We start from the raw sequence: 20,850 nt of genomic DNA, 5'->3' as shown, positions 1-20,850 counted from the left end.
TAGGTGGTTTTATGCAATATTTTTCACAAACGATGGTGGTGTTTGTAGTAGTAGTAGCACTTTGCTTGCTTATAGATATTTTTTCTCATAAAAAAGATGAGGCTATAAGTTTAAAAAATGCTTCACTCTTTTCGCTTTTTTGGCTTAGCGTATCGCTTTGCTTTGCTGGATATTTATATGTTGTTGAAGGGCGAGAATTTGCAAGTCTTTTTCTGGCTGGATATGCACTTGAAGAGGCTTTGTCGATAGATAATCTTTTTGTAATGATGGCTATATTTAAATGGTTTAATATACCTGAAAAGTACCGCCACAGAGTTCTTTACTACGGTGTCTTGGGTGCGATATTTTTTCGACTTGTTTTTGTCTTTATCGGAACATCCTTGCTATCACTTAGCCATTGGGTTGAAGTTATTTTTACTGTTATCATAGCTTATACAGCGGTCTTGATGTTAAAAAATGATGAGAGTCAAAAAAGCGAGGGCTACTCTGAACACATTGCTTATAGAGCTGTACATAAATTTTTCCCAGTGTATCCAAAGCTTGTTGGACATAAATTTTTTATCACACGCAAGTATCTTACAGAGGTTTTAAACGATAGTGTGGCTAAAAAAGGTGCGTTTATAGCCACTCCATTATTTTTAGCTCTTTGTGTGGTTGAGCTAACTGATGTGATGTTTGCTTTTGATAGCGTTCCAGCGGTCATTGCCATCTCAAAAGAGCCGCTTATAGTTTATTCTGCGATGATGTTTGCTGTTCTTGGGCTAAGATCGCTATATTTTGTGCTTGAGGCGCTTAAAAACTATCTAGTTCATCTTGAAAAGGCTGTTATAGTGCTTTTATTTTTCATCGCATTTAAGTTATTTATGAGTGCGATGAGTCATATTTTTGGATTTGGGTTTGAAATTTCAGCAGGCGCTAGTCTTAGTATAGTGCTTGGAGTGCTTTCTTGTGGAGTTTTGGCTAGTCTTATATTTAAGCCAAAGGAGTAGTAAGCTAAGGCTTACTACTCGTTGTCTTGCCTTTTTATTAAATAAAATTTTCCACGACCGCTTTTTTTGGCCCTGTAAAGTGCATCGTCAGCCCTTTGGAGCAACATATCAAATGAGCCGTGGAATGGCTTGCCTTCGGCTATGCCAACACTCATAGAAAGTCCTTGAAATTTAGGCTCTTTGTCGCACTCTTGGCTAAATTTATCTATTAGTTTTTGTATGCGTTTAGATGTATTTTTTATGTCAGACTTGTCGGTAAATATGCAGATAAACTCATCGCCACCCATTCTTGCATTTAGTGCGTCTGGGAAAAGCTCTTGTATAAGTTTTGCAGCAAGTACAAGCACTTCATCTCCAGCATGATGACCGTATGTGTCGTTTATCTGTTTAAAATAATCAAGATCAATACAAGCTATGCTCATATAAGAGGTTTGAAGCTTGCGTAAGAAAAGGTCAAGTTGGTTGCGATTGGCAAGTCCTGTGAGTTGGTCGTAATGAGCTAGGCGCTCGATCCGCTGTAGGTACTCAAATTCTTTTGTTACATCGCGCGCAACACCAACTGTCCCGATAATCGTATCGCCATCAAATATCGGTGTTTTATATGTTTTTAGCTTACATAAATTTCCATCTGCCTTCATGACCTCTTCGTCAAAAAGCACCGTTTTTCTAGCTGCTATGACATCATCTTCGGTTTGTACGCAAACATAATCAGTTTGTTTATATACCTCTTTTGGTATATCCCAGATGTAGTAGTGGTCTTTGCCTTTGATGTCTGATTTTGTTTTATTAACAGCAGCGCAAAATGAGTCATTAACTTCTAGGTGAAGACCGTAATAGCTTTTAAACCATATCATATCAGGTAGTGTGTTTATAGTTGCTTGAAGCCATGTAGAGGTTTGCCATGCCTCTTTGCGCTCATAGATTAAAGATAGAGTTTTTTCAAATCGAAATTTATCAAGCTCTAGTGAGCCTGAGAGCCAAATATCGTCGGCTATGGCTAAAATTTCAGATAAAATTTCATTCGTGTTATTTGCATAAACTATAAAAATGTCATCTTTGCTCATTCGCTCTTTTATCGTTTTTAGTGAAATTTTGCTTTTAGCGTGAGCGATAACTAGATACTGATGTGTGTCAGGTACTATACTTGCGATCTTATCTGCACTTTTTATGGTTTGAAATTTGTATTCAAATTTTGGCATTAAAGCACATTGTTGCCAAGATAAAAGCCTATCTTTAGGTATATCAGCCAGACATATATTTAGTAAAACTCTATACAAGAAGCGACCTTTTAAGATGTTTTGATTGCCGTATGATACTAAAATTAATATAAATTTTTGCTTTTAATTTTAGCAAAGGCTTCGTTGTAGCCCTTGCTTTGTTGTCTTAATTGAATAACCCCTTTAAAAGCCCCTTGACAGCATCTTTTTGTGTGTTTTGTTCGCTTTGATTGCTATCATTACCAAACTGCTTATCTAAAAATCTGCCAACTTCTTTTGAAATTTTACCCTTTATATACTCTGAACTAACAGTGTATTTTGGCTCTTTTGTTGTGCCTGTGATGTTGATTTTGGCATCTGTTTTTTCATAGCGAAAATCAAGCGGGATATTTATGGCTGAAGTTGCGGTATTTAGCATGGCTTTAGTAGCGTTTATATCGCTTCTTTGTGCTTGCATCTGTGCATCAAATGTAATAAGAGTCTTTGCGATGTTTCCACGAACAAAGCCATCTTTGTAAATTTCACTTGTTATATCTCGTTGTGTTAGTGTTTTTACAGCTTTTGTAAAGTCGTTTGCAACGAGCTTACCCTCTTTTATGGTTATGTCAAAGTTGCCATTTTCATTTTTGGTGCTGTAGTTTAGCTCCGCATTTCCTACACCTGAGTAAAAATGTGAGTAGCCAAGTAGGTCGCTAAGACCTTTAAAGTCAAAGTTGTCTAAATTTGCCTTTAGCTTTTCATCCTTAAATATCGCATCAAGCTTGCCATTTGCAAGATTTTGCGAGGTTACTTTTGCGCTTAAATTTTCTCCATTTTTTTGAACTTGTGCCACAAGCTCAAGACTTCCAAAAAGTGGGGTTTGTGTGAGAAATTTAAGCTTGTTTAGCTCATTTATAGTCGCGTTTAAGGTAGCATTTGCATTGTTGCTATTTAAGTCGTAGCTTCCTTTTATGTTTGTTAGATTTGCTAGCGAACTTAGAAGTTCGCCACTAAAATTTGCCACACTTTTTTGGATGTTTGTATCTATTTTGCCGTTAAAGTTAATATCTTTTGGTATAGGTTTTTCAAGAATTTTACTAGCTTGAGCTTCGTAAATTTCGCCATTTTTTAGCTCTATTGTAGCGGTTCCGTTTAGATTTTTCATATCAAGAGGGTCTAGCTTTGCATTTAGATTTATGTTTGCGTTTGCAAGTGGTTGCTGCCCAACTAGCAAAAATAGGTCTTTTAAATTTAAATTTGCTAGTTCTGCGATAAGTTTTTGCTCTATCATCTCAGCCTTTACATCTCCGCCAAGTGCCTTTCCATCAAGCTTTAGAGTGCTTAAGGTATTATCTTTTATATTTGTTTGTGCTTTTAAATTTACTGCTCCGCTAAGCCTTGCACCTACTAGACTTTCAAATTTAGCTAAATCGCTTACATCAAGTAAGAACTCAGCATTGCCCCCTTTGTTTTCGATATTATAACTGCCGTTTAAGTTTTTTATATTTAGCAAAGAGCTAAGTAAATTTGCGCTAAAATTTGCCACTGAATTTTTAACATCAGCATTTATATCAAGCCCAAAATTTACCCCGCTTGGCATGGTTATTCCAAGCTCTTTAAAGCCATTTTGATTGAGCTTGCCGGCGTCAGTTTTGAGATAAATTTTACCAGCCATATTTTTGTTATCGTTTATATTATCTATGCTTGCAACTCCGTTTATGGTGGCGTTAGCAAGGGCTGGTTGAGCGGCTAACTTTAGTATCTCATCAAGTTTTATAGCATTTATCTTTGCGTTTAGTGTTGTGTCATTTAGGTTGGCTTGGATATTGCCGCCAAGACCATTTATGATGGCATTTAGCAGTGTTAGTTTATTGTCTTTGGTGGCTATATCAACTTTTGCTGCGAGTGAGCCTGATAGCTTTTGCTTTATTATAGGCTCAAGCTTTGCAAGGTCTGCAATGTCTATATTTAGGTCTGTTTTTAGCTCTTTTGTTGCGATATTATAGTGTGTTTGGTTTGCATTCGCTTTTGCTATGGGTGTTGAAATTTGAGTTAGTGCGGTTACTTCATCGCCGTTTATATTAGCTTTTGAGTTTGCTAAGATGGTAAAATTTGCTGGTAGTGTTATGTTGAAATCTCTTTGTAAAAGTGCATTATTTGTTTTTGCGTTAGATAGCGTTATGGTTGCGTTTCCATCAGGCTTTGAGTTATTTTCTTTGATGTTGGCAAGCACATCAACAGACCCACTAAGGTATTCAGGTTGTTTGGCTAGGGCTAAAATCTCAGATAGGCTAAATTTTCTTGCATCTAGCGCAAGCGTGAGTGGCTTATAGTCTTTAATGTTTGCTAAAAAGCTAAGGTGCGAGCCTAGAATTTCTCCAGCTCCATTTGTGTCAAAGTCGCTAAGTTTACCACGAATTTGACCCTTTATACCGATAGGTTTTGTTAGGCTTAGACCAGCTGTTTTTAGATCGTTTGCGCTTATTGTATAGTTTAGGTCCATTTTTTGGCTAAAAAGTGAGAATTTTCCGCCAGTTTGAACCAAAATTTCATCATTTATCGTAGCTATAAGATTTAACTCGCTTAAATTTAGCTGGAATTTTGCAAATTTTACATCAAAACCACTTTTTTCTTTTATGGTTTTTTCAACATAGCTTATTAAAAATGAGTTACCAAAGCTGGTAAAAAGTGTAAGATATATCGCGCATATAATCACTGCGAAACATGCGAGAATATAGGTTAAAATTTTCATATTGTTATCCTTTAAATTTAGTTTATCGTATCATTAATATTGAGCCTAATTGACTAAAGTTATCTAAAAATTTTATATAAAATATTGACTTTTATACAAAAAAATGATAGTATTTCATCACTCAAAAATAAAGAGTGCTAAAAATAACTTAAACCAAAAGGAAGAAAAATGAACTTTCAACCATTAGGCAAACGCGTTCTTGTTGAGCGTGTGGAAGAGACTAAAACCACAGCTTCAGGTATTATTATACCCGACAATGCTAAAGAAAAACCTTTAAGTGGCAAGGTTTTGGCTGTTGGCGCCGAAGCAGAGGGCGTAAAAGTAGGCGATAGCGTTGTATTTGCAAAGTATGGTGGCACTGAAGTAACTCTTGATGATAAGGCGTATTTAGTGCTAAGTATCGATGATGTTTTAGGTGTAATAAAATAAATTTATAAGGAAAAACAATGGCAAAAGAAATTTTTTACTCAGATGATGCAAGAAACCGCCTATATGAAGGTGTTCGCAAGCTAAATGATGCTGTAAAAGTGACAATGGGACCACGCGGTAGAAATGTGCTTATCCAAAAGAGCTTTGGCGCTCCAGCTATTACAAAAGATGGTGTAAGTGTGGCAAAAGAGGTTGATCTAAAGGATACGATAGAAAATATGGGTGCGAGCCTAGTTCGTGAAGTGGCTAGCAAAACAAATGACCAAGCTGGCGATGGCACTACAACAGCAACTGTTTTAGCTCACGCTATCTTTAAAGAGGGTCTTAGAAATGTAACAGCTGGTGCAAATCCGATCGAAGTAAAACGAGGTATGGATAAAGAAGTAGCGGCCTTAGTTGAAGAGCTAAAAAATATCTCTAAAAAAGTTTCTGGTTCAAAAGAGATAGCACAAATCGCGACAATATCAGCAAACTCAGATGAAAGTATCGGCAAGCTTATCGCTGATGCGATGGAGAAAGTTGGCAAAGATGGTGTTATAACAGTAGAAGAAGCTAAGTCGATAGAAGATGAGCTAAATGTGGTTGAGGGTATGCAGTTTGACCGCGGTTATCTAAGCCCGTATTTCATCACAAATGCTGATAAAATGCAGGTTGAGCTAAGCAACCCATATATACTTTTGTTTGATAAAAAGATTACAAATTTAAAAGATCTTTTACCAGTTTTAGAGCAAATCCAAAAAACTGGCAAGCCGCTTCTTATCATCGCAGAAGATATCGAGGGTGAGGCACTTGCGACACTTGTGGTAAATAAACTTCGTGGCGTATTAAACATCTCAGCTGTAAAAGCTCCTGGTTTTGGTGACAGAAGAAAGGCTATGCTAGAAGATATCGCTATCTTAACTGGTGGTGAAGTGATCAGCGAAGAGCTTGGCAGAACGCTTGAGAGTGCTAGCTTGCAAGATCTAGGTCAAGCATCAAGTGTTGTGATAGATAAAGACAACACAACTATCGTAAATGGTGATGGTGAGAAGTCTTCGATCGATGCTCGTATAAATCAGATAAAAGCGCAAATCGCTGAAACTACAAGTGATTATGATAAAGAAAAGCTACAAGAGCGCCTAGCTAAGCTAAGCGGTGGCGTGGCTGTTATAAAAGTAGGTGCAGCAACTGAAACTGAGATGAAAGAGAAAAAAGACCGCGTAGATGACGCATTAAGCGCAACTCGTGCGGCCGTAGAAGAAGGTATAGTAGTAGGCGGTGGCTCTGCGCTAATACTTGCTTCAAAACGCGTTAAATTAGAGTTAAAAGGCGATGAGGCAATAGGTGCTGATATAGTGCGTCGCGCGCTTCGTGCTCCACTTCGTCAAATCGCTGAAAACGCGGGCTTTGACGCTGGCGTGGTAGCAAATGCTATCGAGACAAGCAGCGATGAAAACTACGGCTTTAACGCAGCAACTGGCGAGTATGTAAATATGTTTGAAGCTGGTATCATAGATCCTGTAAAAGTTGAGCGCGTGGCACTTCAAAATGCTGTAAGCGTAGCAAGCTTGCTTCTTACAACAGAGGCTACGATAAGCGAACTAAAAGAAGATAAACCATCTATGCCAATGCCTGATATGGGCGGAATGGGTGGCATGGGCGGTATGATGTAGGCCCAAATTTGCCCCGTTTTAAAATGGGGCAACCTTCTTAACGCACACATAAAAATATCTATATTTTTAATAAAATTTTAACTGCAATTACTCTATAATACCAACTTAAAATAAATTATGATAAGAATTTGGTAAGATTTAATGATAAATGAAATTTTTAGAGAGTACGATATACGCGGAATCTTTGAAAAAGATCTAAATGAAATTAGCGTAAAGGCGATAGGTTTTTGCCTTGGTCTTGAGATGAGCATGCGTGGCGTAAAAAGCGTAAGTGTAGGCTATGACGCGCGTCTTAGTGCGGATTTGCTCTTTAAGTGGCTAGTTAGTGGGCTAAACAAAGCTGGCCTTAGCGTATATGATATAGGTTTGCTACCTACGCCAGTTGGATATTTTAGTGTTTATGCAGATCATTTTGATGCAAATATCATGATAACTGGCTCGCATAATCCAAAAGAGTATAATGGTTTTAAAATAACCATAAAAAAAGATAGCTATTTTGGTGAAGATTTACAAATTTTGCGCAAAAAAGTTAGCGAGTTTATAGGTAGTGGCGAAGAAATCCAAGACGATGTTAGATGTAAAAAATTTGACATTTTAAGCATATATGTTAGCTATTTTGTTGAGAAATTTTGGCATTTAAATGGCATGAAGCTACCTTTTGTTGTTGATTGTGGTAATGGAGCTATGGGCGTTGCGCTTATGCCTATCGTTGAAGAGCTTGATTTAAACGCTAGGGTGCTTTACGCTCAGCCAGACGGAAATTTTCCAAACCACCATCCAGACCCAAGCGAGAGAGAGAATTTGGCTGATATTTTTGCTTGTTTAGAGCGTGGTGAGAGTGAGCTTGGATTTGGATTTGATGGAGATGGTGACAGGATAGCTGTGATAACTTCAAAACGCAACATAAAAGGCGATGAGCTAGCTTACCTTTATGCTTTAAATATGGATCATCCAAAGGTTTTGGGCGAGGTTAAATGCTCACAAGTGATGTATGATGAGATAGCTAAAATCGGCGAAGTTTTTATGGGTAAAACTGGGCATAGCAATATCAAAAAGATGATGAAAGAGCTTGATGTTGATCTGGCAGCTGAAGTAAGCGGTCATATCTTTTTTAAAGAGCGATATTTTGGCTTTGATGATGCGCTTTATGCGATGATGAGAGTGCTTGAGTTAGTGCAAAAGGGATTTGACCTAGATGCTGAACTTGATAAAATGCCAAAGGTTTATAGTACCGATGAGATAAAAATACATGTTGATGAAGAGAGTAAATTTCAGATAGTTGAGAAATTTAAGCAAGCTATAAAAAGCAAGGATTGCAATTTGCCTGAAATTTTAAATATCATCGAAATAGACGGCGTTCGTATCCAGTTTGAAGATGGTTGGGCTTTAGTTCGTGCATCAAATACAACACCGGTTATTGTAACTAGGTTTGAAGCAAAAAGCGAAGAGTCGCTTAAACAGATACAAGATAAAATTTCAATAATAATTAAAAATATAGTGGAGAAAATATGAAAGGTATTATACTAGCTGGTGGTAGCGGAACGAGGCTTTATCCATGGTAATAAAATAGCATATCTGTTTTTGAATGTTTGTGTACTATGTATAAGATTCATGGTACTTAGATGTCATTCGGTTTAATAATAAAAAGCTTGGCAGTATATGTTATTTTTTAATATATATTATTATATAGTAAGGTAACTATAAGATTTTAATGTATTTATAAAAACAATTTGATACTAAGAAGGAGTAATGATGAATAAAAAAGTATACATAGGCATGAGCGCCGATCTTGTCCACCCAGGGCATATCAATATAATTAAAATCGCAGCACAATACGGTGATGTTATTGTTGGACTATTAACAGATGGTGCTATAGTGAGTTATAAAAGACTTCCTTATATGAATTATGAACAACGCAAAGCAGTTATTGAAAATATAAAGGGCGTAACGCAAGTTATAGCCCAAGATACATTAGACTACCGTCCAAATTTAGAAAAAATCAAACCAGATTATGTAGTTCATGGTAGTGATTGGCGTGATGGGGTGCAAGCTCAAACAAGACAGCAAGTTATAGGTACTCTTGCAAAATGGGGAGGTGAGCTGATAGAGCCAGATTATACACAAGGAATTTCATCTACTAAATTAAATAACGCTATAAAGGAGATTGGAACTACTCCGGATATAAGAAGGGCTAGGCTAAGAAGGCTGGTTAATGCAAAAAATGTTGTTCGCATTATGGAATCTCACAATGCTTTAAGCGCCTTGATAGCTGAAAATATAAAAGGCGATAATGGTATAGAATATGATGGCTTTTGGAGCTCTTCACTAACGGATTCTACTTCAAAGGGAAAGCCAGATATTGAGGCTGTTGATGTTACATCTAGGATAAATACAATAAATGAAATTTTTGAAGTTACTACTAAGCCTATGATATATGACGCTGATACGGGCGGTATAGCGGAGCATTTTGCTTTTACGGTTCGCACACTTGAAAGAACGGGCGTAAGTGCTGTGATTATAGAGGACAAAACAGGGCTTAAGAAAAACTCACTATTTGGCAACGAAGTGGCTCAAACACAAGATAGTATAGAAAATTTTTGCCATAAGATAGAAGTTGGCAAAAGGGCTCAAGCTACAGATGATTTTATGATAATAGCTCGTATAGAAAGTCTGATACTTGAGAAAGGAATGGACGATGCTCTAACTCGTGCAAGAGCGTATATAAAGGCTGGAGCTGATGGCATAATGATACATTCAAGACAAAAAAGCCCAGATGAAGTTTTGGAATTTTGTGAAAAACTACGCAATGAAAATAAAGATATAGTTTTGGTTGTAGTGCCAACTTCGTTTAATGAAATTACGGCAACACAGCTAAGCAAAGCTGGTGTAAATATAATAATATATGCAAATCATATGCTTCGCGCTGCATATCCGGGCATGAAAAAAGTTGCCAAAATGATACTTGAAAATGACAGAAGTTTTGAAGCTGAAAAAGAGCTTTTGTCTATAAAAGAAATTTTAGATTTAATCCCGGGCACAAGATAATGGCACTAGATACTAAAAAATTTATATACGAATTAATAAACAAAGGCTACACGCATATTTGTGCTGTGCCTTGTAGTTTTGCAAAATATGTCATAAACGAAGCTATAAATAATGCTGGTATTGAGTATTTGCCTTGTGCTAGTGAAGCTGTGGCGTGTTCAGTGGCAGCAGGACTAAAAATGGTAGGTGCAAAACCGATAGTAATAGTTCAATCAAGCGGAGTAACCAATATGGGAAGCTGTATAACTAGCTTATTAAAACCATATGGTTTAAATTTTGCGATATTAACTAGCTGGAGAACATATAAAGACGGCGATAGCGAGATACAGCATAAGCACCTTGCTACCGAGCTTCCAAAACTCATATCAGCTTATGGATATGAAAATTTTATCCTTGATGATGAAAATTTAGACAATGCCATTTCTCAAATAGAAAGTGCAAATGATAAAGCAATTATCGGTATTATAAAAAAAGATAGTTTTAGCAAGGTTGCTCTTGATGATAGGCATACGCTAGATCTTTCTAAATATGAAAAAAGAAGTAAATTTTTAAATATTTTAAATGATTTTTATAAAAACTCAAACACACTTTTTATAGGCACTACTGGCAATACTGCTAGAGAGATGTATAGCTTTATGAAAGATACTAAAAATTTCTATATGGTTGGAAATATGGGCGGTGCTGTTAGTATCGGTCTTGGGGCTAGTAAGGCAGGGCGAGAAGTTGTTGTGTGTGGCGGCGATGCTGAGTTTGTTATGCATATGGGCGGACTTAGCACAGCTGGACGATATAAAGATGAGATAAACTTGACTTATATTTTATTTGATAATGAAGCAAATAAATCAACTGGTGGGCAAAAAACATATCAATCACATATTGATTACATTGCTATTGCAAGAGCTTGTGGTTTTGAAGTGATAGATAAAACTATCGTTAAACAAGATGAATTTAGTGAAATTATAAGCAAAATTTCTAAGCAAGGTGGATTAAAATTTTTACATGTGAAATGTAGTTTTGATGATGAAACGCCAAGACCGCCAGTTGAAGTAGTGGGAGTAAATAAATTTGAATAGTTTTAATTATTATATGCCAACAAAGATTGTATTTGGCAAAAATCAATTAGAAAATTTAAACAATTTCATAAATAGCAGAAAAACTATACTCATAACAAGCAGTGGTTTTGTAAAGCGTGGATATGTAGATAAAATAAAGCTTCTTTGCCCAAGCATAAATTATGTTTTTAGCGATGTAAAAAGTCATCCAGAGTTTAAAGACTTGGAGTTAGCATATGCTAAAATACGAGAAAATGATTTTGAGCTTATTGTCGGTCTTGGTGGCGGTAGTGTGCTTGATGCGGCAAAATTTTTTGCAGTTTATAATGATAAAAAAGAAGCAAAATTTGTAACAGATTTGATAAAAGGCAATATTGACAAATCCAACTATTTACTTACGCCTATTATCGGCATACCAACTACTGCTGGAACGGGTAGCGAGATAACGCCATGGGCTACGATATGGGATATGGATGAGAAGAAAAAATACTCACTTCATCTACCTAAGCTTTTTAGTGAGGTGGCTATATATGACCCCTGTCTTACTGCGTCTGCGCCAAAGGATATTACTATACAAACAGGGCTTGATACACTTTCACATGCACTAGAATCTATATGGAATAAAAACGCAAATGAGATAACTATAAACTATGCTGTAAAATCAGCAAGGATTATCGTTGAGTTTTTGCCAAAACTAGCTAATGATTTACAAAATTTAGAGTATAGGGAGCAGATTATGAAGGCGTGTATGTATGCTGGACTAGCGTTTTCAAACACTCAAACAGCCATTGCTCACGCGATGAGCTATTATATAACTACGCATAAGCATATACCACATGGTATAGCGTGTAGTTTTACACTGCCTATGTTAATTGATAGTATTAGTGGAAAATATGAGCATATAGATAATGCTTTGATAGAAATTTTTGGCTCAAATGATTCTAAAAAATTACGTGAAATGTTTGCTAAGCTAGAAATTTCAACAAATTTTAACGACTACGGTATAGATGACAACGAAATACAAAATTTAAAAGATTCTCTAGCCAATACGCAAAGAGCTGGAAATAGTTTGGTTGAGTTTTAGTGAAACTTTTTTTACAAAAATATAGTGTAATGATAAACAATACTCTTTATTTGTTTTTATTGAAAGGAGTAGCTATTATTTTGCCAATATTTGTTTTTCCTTATTTAATATATAAATTAGGAGATCAACAATACGGTAAAATAATGTGGGCTTTTGCTATTTCAGAAATTTTCATAGTTTTTATTAAATTTGGCTTTGACACTTTGATTGTGAAAGTTGTATCTGAAAATAGAAATAAAAAAGAAATTTTATCAAACATTATATCTTACGTAACTTTTTTAAAAACGATACTTTTTATAGCGGTATCAATTGTTCTTATTTTTTTATTGCAAATTGATAAATTTTTTGATAATTTAGACATATTTGTTGCTTTTGCATTTTTTATTTTTTTTGAAAGTATGTTTCCTGTTTGGTATTTTCAAGGTATTGAAAATATGAAATATATCGCCATTGTAACAGCTTTATCTAAGATGATATTTGCAATTGGTGTTTTTATTTTTGTAAAACAAACAAGTGATTATATAATCGTTCCAATCTTATATAGTGCAACTTCATTTATTGCATTTATTATTGGGTATTATGTGATGGTTGTAAAGCATAAATTATCATTAAATTTAATATGCCTAAAAAAAAGATATTTTAGCCTTAAGGATTGTTTTTTTATTTTTTTATCAAATGTTGTTACTATGCTTAGAACAAGATTATTAATAATTCTTATAGAAAATTATATAGGTCATGCTGGAGTAGGATATTTTGATTTGTCTTTAAGAGTGGTTAATACGATTTTAAGTCCATTTCATATTCTAACACAAGTAGTGTATCCGCATATTGCCTTAACTAGAAATATACTTTTTGTTAAAAAAATTTTATTGTTTTTATTTTTTACTTCTTTTGGATTATTTATATTATTTTTTTTTGGTGCGGATATGTTGATTAAAGCACTCAATATAAATGTATTGGAATTTAAAATTTTATTTCAAATATTAATCTTAACTGTTCCGATTGGAGCAATATCCTTCTTTTTATCAAACAATATCTTAATAATTTTCAATAAAATAGATAAAAATTTATTAATAGTATTTATATCTTTTTTAATTTTTCTATTATCACTAGTTTGTTTAAATAAAAATAGTTTAAATTCTTATGCTTACAGTCTTATTATATATAGTACATTAGAGTTGGCTTTTAGGTTTTTTTTAAGTTTTAAAATTATTTTTAAAACAAGTTATAATAAATAAAATTATAGTATAATTAGAAAACTATGCTAGGAAACAAATGATAAAGAATATGAAAAAAATAAAAATAACATTAAGCTCAAATAATAATGATTTTACACATAATACCAAATTTATGTTTGAATATCTACTTAAAAATGAAGCTTATGACATAAAATATATTATAAATAATGATAAAACAAGAAATAAGTTAATTTCCATATATGGTGATAAATTTATATCCATAAAAGAAAAAAATGGTTTAAATTTTTTAAAAAAAAGTAACGTTTGGTTATTGGATGCTGGCATGCCCATTAAAAATCCTTTTTATATGAGGAATAAAATAATTATAAATTTTTGGCACGGTGTTCCAATAAAAAAGATTGGGATAAATGGCTATACTGGATTAAACAAATTAAGAATGCTATTGCAGCTAAAAGTATTTTCTTTTTTTGTAACGGCTTACATTACTACATCTAAAAATTTGGTTAATATTATGTCTGAAAGCTTTTTATTGCCTATTAATAAGATAAAAATTTTAGGTCAGCCTAGAAATGATTTTATTTATAAAATTATTCCCAAAAAAGATATGTCAAATATTTTTAAAAATATAGATATAAATTCTAGATTTGTTTTATATGCTCCAACATGGAGAAAATCAAAATATGGGACAAGTTTAAAAAATACAGTAAAATATTTTCCTTTTGAATATTTCTCATTTGAAGATTTTAATTCTTTTTTGAAAAAAAATAATATTGTATTTTTTGTTAGACCACATTCCTTAGAAAAAATAAACATAAAAGAATATTCAAATATAAAAATTCTCGATCAAACAAAAATTCAAAATATAAATGATATATTAAATATTTTTGATTTAGTTATATCTGATTATTCTGGCATTTGGATAGATTTTTTATTGCTTAAAAAACCAATTATTCTCTTGCCGTATGATTTAAATGAATATTTATCTACAAAAGGACTAAATTTTAATTTTGACGATATTAATCCTGGTCCAAAAATACAAACATTGCAAGAGTTTAAAAATAATATTATTAGACTTTTGGATGATAATACTTATTTTTTTGATCGCAGAGAAAAAATTAATGATTTTTTTAATGAAATCAAATTTGATTCAATGCCTAAAATTTTAAATTTCTTAGAAACAGAGCTGAAAAAATATGAAAAAAATAATTTTTGTAACTGAATCGTTAGTTACTATGGGTGGGGTCGTTAGGGTTATAACCAATTGGAGTAATTATTTTATAAAAAAAGGTTATGAAGTGGAAAATGTTTCAGTTAAAGAAGGTAAACCTTTTTTTGACTTAGATAATAGGGTTAAATTTACTATTGTGAAATTTAAATTTAAATTTAAATTATTAAAAATATTTGATATTATTCCAAATACTTTTAAAATGTATTTATTTTTAAAATCTCGCATTCACACAAATATAATTTTCAATAAGTCTTTATATATTGAACCAATTTGGATATTACGAAAATTAGGATTATTTAAAAATATTAATTTAATATATATGCACCATGGTGGAAGCCATGATTTTAGGAAATTTTATATTGGCAGATTTTGGACTAGGCATAGAGTAAAAATGATTTTTGATTCCTTTGATAAAGTTGTGTGCTTGTATAACAATGAAGAAAATTATCCTACTCAGGTTAATTTAAATAAATTGTTTTTTATTGCTAATCCAGTTAGTTTTGTGGGGAATAATGTAGTATTTGAAAAAAAAGAAAATATATTATTATTTTTGGGCAGAGTAACATATAAAAAAGGTATAGATACACTTTTGTATGCCTGGGAATATGCGCATAAGTATTTACCAGAATGGAAACTTGAGATAGTTGGCGAAGGCGAGGATAAGAATAAGGCAATAAGTCTTGCCAAAAAATTAAAATTAAAAAATATAGAATTTATCAATGGTACAAATAATACTAAGCCATTTTTTGAAAGATCAAAAATTTTTATCATGCCATCAACAGCCGAGGGTATGCCAATGACAATAATAGAAGCTATGGCTTGTAAATGCTGTGTGGTATCATCTAAAACGCAAGGCGGTAAAAAATTAGTAAAAGATAAAAAAAATGGTTTTTTATTTGATATAGGAAAAACAAAAGAATTATATTCTTTAATTTTGGATATTGCAAAAAATGAACAAATGATGAAAAAAATTTCAGATACTGGATATGAAAGCATTTCTGAATATAATATAGATGTAGTAGTAAAGAAGTGGAATGAAATACTTGTATATTAAAAAAGATATTTTTACTTCTTTATGTCTCATTTTGTTTATATTAATTCAATATATTGGCTTTTATTTGGTTAGTGACTGGTTTTTGCCTTTGCTTGAACTGCAATTATTCTTTATAACAATTTATATCATATATCATTCTCATAAAAATTCTAAAAATTGGTTAAGTTTAGATATTGTTTTTATAGGATGTATATGCATTTTTTTATTGGCTAGAATTTTTATGCATTTATTTTTGCCTAGTGTTTTTGATAGCTATGGAGAATCTCAATGGATGGAATACTTTTATTTTTCAAATAAAACTATGCTGAATATTAATTTTATTTTAATTTTTTCATTACTTTTTTTACACATTGGATTTATTTACGGATATAAAATATATAAAAATAATTCTCTTAAAAAAATTCAGCAATCACTTGCATTAGATAAAACAATAGGGTATTGTTTATTCTTTATAGGTGGTTTTTGTTTTTTTTATAAAGTTTATTTTTATTTTAATATACTCAACAATTTTGGCTATTTTGCTATTTACTCTGGAAATCACATATTGCCGACTTTTGTAAGAATATTTGATGACTTTTTTTATATCGGCTTTTTTATAATTTTAGCAAATAAACCTCCTAAGAAATATGCCTACAGGCTTTCATTATTTTTTATCTTTATGTATTCTTCTTATATTTTTACTGGCATGAGAGCTGAGTTTTTAATTGTAACAATAACTACGCTTTGGTCTTTGTCTGTTTTGTATAATTTAAAAATTAATTTTAAAATTTTACTTTGCATAGTATTTTCTATAGTTATTTTATCGCAAATAACCTTATTGACTAAATATGATTTTGAGCTTGATAAAGAAGGGATAAAATACCTAACTAGCTTTTTTTATCAGCAAGGTGTTTCTTTGCTTGTGCTAGGATTTATGTTTGAATTTAAAGAATTATTTTTTGTTAATGGATATGAGGGATTTTTAAATTTATTTGCCCCTTTTTACAGCAAATATCTTTTATTTACCGGACAAGTTGAGCCACGTTCTCTTTTGAGTTTAGAACAAAGTTGGTATATTGTAGAAAAATTGGAATATTTTTTAAATCCCACAGCTTACTTGCTTGGAGGAGGAACAGGGTCTTCTTATATAATGGAATTATATTTTATTGGGGGAAATATAATTTTTTTAGCATTTTTTAGTTTCTTTTTAGGGATTTTTATAATATATATCCAAAATAAATTGATATTTAAGAAATATGGTTTTTTTATTGCAACTTTTTTAGTTCAAGCTCTGATATGGATGCCAAGAAGTAGTTTTGCTATATTTATTATAAAGTTTATTTTTGCTATAGTGATAATTATTTTTTTAAAAATTTTTAAAAATTTATTAAAGAGAGATTCATATGAAATTGATACTACAAGACTTTAAACAATATAGCGTGGATAAAGAAAAACTTCAAACACTAACACTGCTTGATAGATATTTTTATAGACCCTTAGCTATACATCTTTTACCTTTATTTTATAATGTTTTTAGATTGACACCAAATAAAATATCGATAGTTTCTATGTTTATATTTGTAATTGGTTCAATATTTGTGATTTTTGGACATAGTAAATCAATAGTGATTATCGGTAGTTTATTTTTTATTGTTTTTATGATATTTGATTGTGCTGATGGCTCGTTAGCAAGAACTTTATTTTATAAAAAACAGATTATTAATCCGTTGGGCGAATTTTTTGATGCTTTTGCTGGTTATCTAGTTATATCTTTACTTTGGACATCTTTAGGATATTATTTGACAAATTTATATGATGATATTATATGGTTTATTTTAGGTGCCATATCTTCATTTATGAGTTTATATTCTAGAACAGCATATTTGAAATTATCTTTAGTAAAATCACAAAAGCAGCTAGAAGACGGCACGGATAAAAGAGTAAGACAGGGTGCATTATTAAAATTATATAAAAATTTAGACTGGGGCGGTTTCTTGCTTATTATTATTCCTTTTTCTATATATTATGATTTTTTACATTATATTTTAATATTGATGATGTTAGTAAGTTTTGCCATGTTGCTATGGACTTTTATGTTTATATATAAACAATCTATTTTATTTTCAATAAATTTCAAACAGTGAGAAAAGCTTTATGAATTTTAGTGTCTTAATGTCTGTATATTTCAAAGAAAATGCTGAGTTTTTAAATAGGGCGATGGTTAGCATTTGGGATGAGCAAATACTTAAACCAAATCAAATAGTTTTAGTAGAAGATGGTAAGCTTACAGATGAGCTGTATGACGTAATAACTAAATGGAAAAACAAGCTTGGAGAAGTGCTAGCTATCAAAACACTAAAAAAAAACATGGGGCTAGGCGATGCTTTAAATAAAGGTCTTGATGAGTGCAAATATGAGCTTGTTGCTAGAATGGATAGCGATGATATATCGGCGCCAAGTCGTTTTGAAAAACAAATTTCTATTTTTAAAAATAATCTAGATATTGATATTTGTGGTAGTTGGATTAGCGAATTTGATAGCGATGAAAACGAAATTTTATCTTATCGTAAACTTCCACAAACCCATGATGAAATAGTAAAATTTGCAAAAATAAGATCACCCATAAATCATCCAAGTGTAATGTTTAAAAAGTCAGCTGTCTTATCAGCTGGAAGCTATCAAAAAATGATATTTTTAGAAGATTATTATTTATGGGTTAGGATGATTATGAATGGTGCGAAATTTTATAATATTCAAGAAGCTTTGGTAAATATGCGAGCTGGCACAAGTCAACTAAGCAGACGAAGTGGCTTAAGGTATGCAAAATATGAATTTGCTCTTTTAAAAGCCATGAAAAATTTGGGATTTTTGAGTAGTTTTGAGTTTATAAAGATGGCAATTATAAAAATACCGCTTAGACTAATGCCAAAATCTATACTAAAAAATGTATATAAGTTGCTCAGGTCTTAGAAATTATTGCCCTCTCTTACCAAATACAACAAGTACGGTTTTTACAATGGTAAGAATTTCTAACCAAAGCGACCAGTGCTTTATGTAGTATAGATCATACATTAGTTTTTGTTTTGTATCATACGCATTTGCACCATATGGGTAATTTACCTGAGCCCAGCCAGTGATGCCAGGTCTTACGAGATGTCGTTCGTTATAATATGGTATCTCTTTTTCATATTCATTTACGAGTATATTCCACTCAGCGCGAGGTCCAATTAAGTGCATTTCGCCATTTAGTATATTTTTATACTGCGGGATCTCATCAATACGAGCCTTGCGCATAAACTCGGCAAACTCAAACACCCTTTCATCGCCTTTTTGCGTATATGGGTTGTGATGCGAATTTTCATGCATTGTCCTAAATTTATAGCATTTAAAAATTTTAGCATTTAATCCAACCCTATTTTGAGCGAAGTACAGCACCCCCGGTGACTGCTCATCTATCTTTTTTTTGACATAAAATTTTATAAAAAAATGTACTATCAAAAGAACAAACGCTCCAGCATAGTCTACCGCTCTTTTTAAAACCAATTCAAAAGTATTATATGGTCTTATATCGTTTAAAAATTTCAAGTCCCTATCGTCATCAGGTATATAGCATTTTTTTAGGTATTTATCTAGCAACTTTTCTATTGTTATAATACGTATTTTTTTATGCTGATGGCGAAATTGAAGCAGTGTTAGATACTTTATCATCTTAGGATCGACGGTAGCTTTTGTGTTTATGATGAGATATTTATACGATCTTGTGCTTATTAGTGTTTCTATATCTTTTCGCACATCGCGCGAGCTTCGGCCAGTAATTTTCACAAAGTCAATTTTTTTAAATTTTACATTTAGTCTATCTATATCTAACTGATCAAATTTATATTTATTACCAAGAATTATCAAAGGCAAATCATACCACCATTTATTTTTTAAGCATTATTTTACTATAATTAAACTTAAATTATTAGTTAATAAAAGGAGGTATTTATGATTGAAAATCATAATCAACAAGCTACTTATCAAGATGATGAAATAGATATATTAGAATTGTTTAAAAAAGTATGGAGATATAAAAAATACATATTAACTATTACTTTTATTTTTGCTACATTATCGTTATTTTATACATCAATAAAAATTCCAATGTATAAAGCTTCAGCACTTGTTGAAATTGGATATTTTAAACATGAAGATACTATGGAAAATATACAATTAGCTAATGCTGATGATGTGGTGCGTAAATTGCAATTTTTAAAAAGCGATAGTAACTTGGAGTATAAAATTACAGCAGTTAGAGGAAAGCGAAATTTCTTAAATATAGATGTTTTTGCTATATCTAATGATATTGCTAAGGCAAAAATATATGAAATAGTAAATAATCTATCAGACGAGCATAAAAATAAACTAAGTGTTTATTTAGATAATAAAAAAATCAACTTAGCAGATGTAGAGCGACAAATAAAATTTTTAAAAGATTATAAAATAGTTGAAAAACAAGAGCAAATAGAGTATATTAAAAATACTCAGTTGCCACGTATAAATCGCCAAATAGCGTATATGCAAGAAAAAACCATACCAGAGGCAAAACGTGCCTTAATGGCAATTGACGATATTGTTTTGCCTAGTATAGAAAAATCATTAGAAATAAACAGTGATAAAATGGCAAGATACAAAAAAGAGTTAGAAAATTTACAGATACATGATAAAGATAGTATGGATAATATTTTGCAAAAACAAATGCTAAAACAAGGTATATATTCTCAAATTTCAAGTATTGAGCAAAATTTATTATCTTTAGAGGGGCAAAAATACGCTCTTTTTTCACAAACTAAGCCAAATGCTCAAGATAGACTTGATAGACTAATAAATATAGACTTAGAAAATCTAAACTCAGAAAAAGACACCATCATGAACGACAAGCTTCTTACTCTTCAGAGAGAGCTTGCCACACTTCAAACTGAAGAGTTAAATAAATTACTAGACCAAAAATCTCTCATTGAACTTAGCCTAAAGCCGTATAACTATCAAAACACAGCCATAGTCTCAGATATAGCTATCTCTGAGCGACCTGTGAAGCCAAGAAAGGCTATAATACTTGCTATAGCGGCACTTGCCGGACTTATGATGTCGGTATTCGGTGTTCTAGTTTATGATGTCATAAGAAATAGAGCTAGAAAAGATATTTAGATTT

The 20,850-nt window shown here is 32.1% G+C and carries 18 protein-coding genes; 15 read left to right on the top strand and 3 right to left on the bottom strand.

Annotated elements, in window-relative coordinates; all coding sequences use genetic code 11:
- The first annotated feature begins 11 nt into the window (after positions 1–11).
- A complete protein-coding gene (locus tag LQV35_RS04605) occupies positions 12–989 on the top strand; it encodes a TerC/Alx family metal homeostasis membrane protein (RefSeq protein WP_230056674.1) in 978 nt (325 codons plus the stop codon).
- A 14-nt stretch (positions 990–1,003) separates the two neighbouring features.
- On the opposite strand, the gene LQV35_RS04600 is transcribed toward LQV35_RS04605, so the two are convergent.
- Together LQV35_RS04600 and LQV35_RS04595 are read right to left on the bottom strand one after the other, a co-directional pair.
- A complete protein-coding gene (locus LQV35_RS04600) occupies positions 1,004–2,266 on the bottom strand; it encodes a sensor domain-containing diguanylate cyclase (protein ID WP_230056673.1) in 1,263 nt (420 codons plus the stop codon).
- A gap of 106 nt (positions 2,267–2,372) precedes the next feature.
- Positions 2,373–4,937, bottom strand: a complete 2,565-nt coding sequence (locus tag LQV35_RS04595; RefSeq protein ID WP_230056672.1) for an AsmA family protein — start codon at positions 4,935–4,937, stop codon at positions 2,373–2,375.
- 168 nt (positions 4,938–5,105) lie between these two features.
- On the opposite strand from LQV35_RS04595, the gene groES reads away from it, so the two are divergent.
- The 13 genes from groES to LQV35_RS04535 all read left to right on the top strand — a co-directional run bounded on the left by groES (position 5,106) and on the right by LQV35_RS04535 (position 18,629).
- Entirely contained in the window at positions 5,106–5,366 is a 261-nt protein-coding gene (groES, locus tag LQV35_RS04590) for a co-chaperone GroES (RefSeq protein WP_230056671.1), read from the top strand.
- A 17-nt stretch (positions 5,367–5,383) separates the two neighbouring features.
- The gene (gene groL, locus LQV35_RS04585) at positions 5,384–7,018 is read left to right on the top strand and encodes a chaperonin GroEL (protein WP_230056670.1); all 1,635 of its coding nucleotides are present in this window, start codon (positions 5,384–5,386) and stop codon (positions 7,016–7,018) included.
- A 141-nt stretch (positions 7,019–7,159) separates the two neighbouring features.
- Positions 7,160–8,530: a phosphomannomutase/phosphoglucomutase gene (locus LQV35_RS04580; protein ID WP_230056669.1), complete on the top strand. Its 1,371-nt coding sequence runs from the start codon at positions 7,160–7,162 to the stop codon at positions 8,528–8,530.
- Positions 8,527–8,580, top strand: a complete 54-nt coding sequence (locus tag LQV35_RS09170; RefSeq protein WP_418884444.1) for a sugar phosphate nucleotidyltransferase — start codon at positions 8,527–8,529, stop codon at positions 8,578–8,580. The genes LQV35_RS04580 and LQV35_RS09170 overlap by 4 nt, the downstream gene beginning before the upstream one ends.
- 190 nt (positions 8,581–8,770) lie before the next feature.
- A complete protein-coding gene (gene aepX / locus LQV35_RS04575) occupies positions 8,771–10,063 on the top strand; it encodes a phosphoenolpyruvate mutase (protein ID WP_230056668.1) in 1,293 nt (430 codons plus the stop codon).
- Entirely contained in the window at positions 10,063–11,136 is a 1,074-nt protein-coding gene (locus LQV35_RS04570; RefSeq protein ID WP_230056667.1) for a thiamine pyrophosphate-dependent enzyme, read from the top strand. The genes aepX and LQV35_RS04570 overlap by 1 nt, the downstream gene beginning before the upstream one ends.
- A complete protein-coding gene (locus LQV35_RS04565) occupies positions 11,129–12,199 on the top strand; it encodes a phosphonoacetaldehyde reductase (protein WP_230056666.1) in 1,071 nt (356 codons plus the stop codon). The genes LQV35_RS04570 and LQV35_RS04565 overlap by 8 nt, the downstream gene beginning before the upstream one ends.
- Complete coding sequence (locus LQV35_RS04560; protein WP_230056665.1) at positions 12,199–13,437, top strand: oligosaccharide flippase family protein; 1,239 nt, start codon at positions 12,199–12,201, stop codon at positions 13,435–13,437. The genes LQV35_RS04565 and LQV35_RS04560 overlap by 1 nt, the downstream gene beginning before the upstream one ends.
- Before the next feature lie 37 nt (positions 13,438–13,474).
- A complete protein-coding gene (locus LQV35_RS04555; RefSeq protein ID WP_230056664.1) occupies positions 13,475–14,617 on the top strand; it encodes a CDP-glycerol glycerophosphotransferase family protein in 1,143 nt (380 codons plus the stop codon).
- The gene (locus LQV35_RS04550; protein ID WP_230056663.1) at positions 14,592–15,680 is read left to right on the top strand and encodes a glycosyltransferase; all 1,089 of its coding nucleotides are present in this window, start codon (positions 14,592–14,594) and stop codon (positions 15,678–15,680) included. The genes LQV35_RS04555 and LQV35_RS04550 overlap by 26 nt, the downstream gene beginning before the upstream one ends.
- Positions 15,661–17,088: an O-antigen polysaccharide polymerase Wzy gene (gene wzy, locus LQV35_RS04545; protein WP_230056662.1), complete on the top strand. Its 1,428-nt coding sequence runs from the start codon at positions 15,661–15,663 to the stop codon at positions 17,086–17,088. Before LQV35_RS04550 ends, wzy begins: the two co-directional genes overlap by 20 nt.
- On the top strand, positions 17,063–17,803 hold the full coding sequence (locus LQV35_RS04540; protein WP_230056661.1) for a CDP-alcohol phosphatidyltransferase family protein: 741 nt from the start codon (positions 17,063–17,065) through the stop codon (positions 17,801–17,803). Before wzy ends, LQV35_RS04540 begins: the two co-directional genes overlap by 26 nt.
- A gap of 10 nt (positions 17,804–17,813) precedes the next feature.
- On the top strand, positions 17,814–18,629 hold the full coding sequence (locus tag LQV35_RS04535) for a glycosyltransferase (protein ID WP_230056660.1): 816 nt from the start codon (positions 17,814–17,816) through the stop codon (positions 18,627–18,629).
- 3 nt (positions 18,630–18,632) lie between these two features.
- Here the strand turns inward: LQV35_RS04535 and LQV35_RS04530 are convergent, their stop codons facing one another.
- On the bottom strand, positions 18,633–19,562 hold the full coding sequence (locus LQV35_RS04530; protein WP_230056659.1) for a sugar transferase: 930 nt from the start codon (positions 19,560–19,562) through the stop codon (positions 18,633–18,635).
- 84 nt (positions 19,563–19,646) lie between these two features.
- Between LQV35_RS04530 and LQV35_RS04525 the strand changes: the two genes are divergently transcribed.
- Complete coding sequence (locus tag LQV35_RS04525) at positions 19,647–20,846, top strand: Wzz/FepE/Etk N-terminal domain-containing protein (RefSeq protein ID WP_230056658.1); 1,200 nt, start codon at positions 19,647–19,649, stop codon at positions 20,844–20,846.
- The last annotated feature ends 4 nt before the right edge of the window (positions 20,847–20,850 follow it).

Origin of the sequence: Campylobacter suis (assembly GCF_905120475.1) — a bacterium.
GTDB classification, from domain to species: Bacteria; Campylobacterota; Campylobacteria; order Campylobacterales; family Campylobacteraceae; genus Campylobacter_A; species Campylobacter_A suis.
This window is presented reverse-complemented; position numbering and strand designations above follow the sequence as displayed.

What these genes read in the sequence shown, in the direction of transcription:
- LQV35_RS04605 (WP_230056674.1), top strand. Translation starts at nt 12, where the DNA reads ATGCAATATTTTTCACAAACGATGGTGGTGTTTGTAGTAGTAGTAGCA.
- LQV35_RS04595 (WP_230056672.1), bottom strand. Translation starts at nt 4,937, where the DNA reads ATGAAAATTTTAACCTATATTCTCGCATGTTTCGCAGTGATTATATGC.
- groES (WP_230056671.1), top strand. Translation starts at nt 5,106, where the DNA reads ATGAACTTTCAACCATTAGGCAAACGCGTTCTTGTTGAGCGTGTGGAA.
- groL (WP_230056670.1), top strand. Translation starts at nt 5,384, where the DNA reads ATGGCAAAAGAAATTTTTTACTCAGATGATGCAAGAAACCGCCTATAT.
- LQV35_RS04580 (WP_230056669.1), top strand. Translation starts at nt 7,160, where the DNA reads ATGATAAATGAAATTTTTAGAGAGTACGATATACGCGGAATCTTTGAA.
- aepX (WP_230056668.1), top strand. Translation starts at nt 8,771, where the DNA reads ATGAATAAAAAAGTATACATAGGCATGAGCGCCGATCTTGTCCACCCA.
- LQV35_RS04570 (WP_230056667.1), top strand. Translation starts at nt 10,063, where the DNA reads ATGGCACTAGATACTAAAAAATTTATATACGAATTAATAAACAAAGGC.
- LQV35_RS04555 (WP_230056664.1), top strand. Translation starts at nt 13,475, where the DNA reads ATGATAAAGAATATGAAAAAAATAAAAATAACATTAAGCTCAAATAAT.
- LQV35_RS04550 (WP_230056663.1), top strand. Translation starts at nt 14,592, where the DNA reads ATGAAAAAAATAATTTTTGTAACTGAATCGTTAGTTACTATGGGTGGG.
- wzy (WP_230056662.1), top strand. Translation starts at nt 15,661, where the DNA reads ATGAAATACTTGTATATTAAAAAAGATATTTTTACTTCTTTATGTCTC.
- LQV35_RS04540 (WP_230056661.1), top strand. Translation starts at nt 17,063, where the DNA reads ATGAAATTGATACTACAAGACTTTAAACAATATAGCGTGGATAAAGAA.
- LQV35_RS04535 (WP_230056660.1), top strand. Translation starts at nt 17,814, where the DNA reads ATGAATTTTAGTGTCTTAATGTCTGTATATTTCAAAGAAAATGCTGAG.
- LQV35_RS04525 (WP_230056658.1), top strand. Translation starts at nt 19,647, where the DNA reads ATGATTGAAAATCATAATCAACAAGCTACTTATCAAGATGATGAAATA.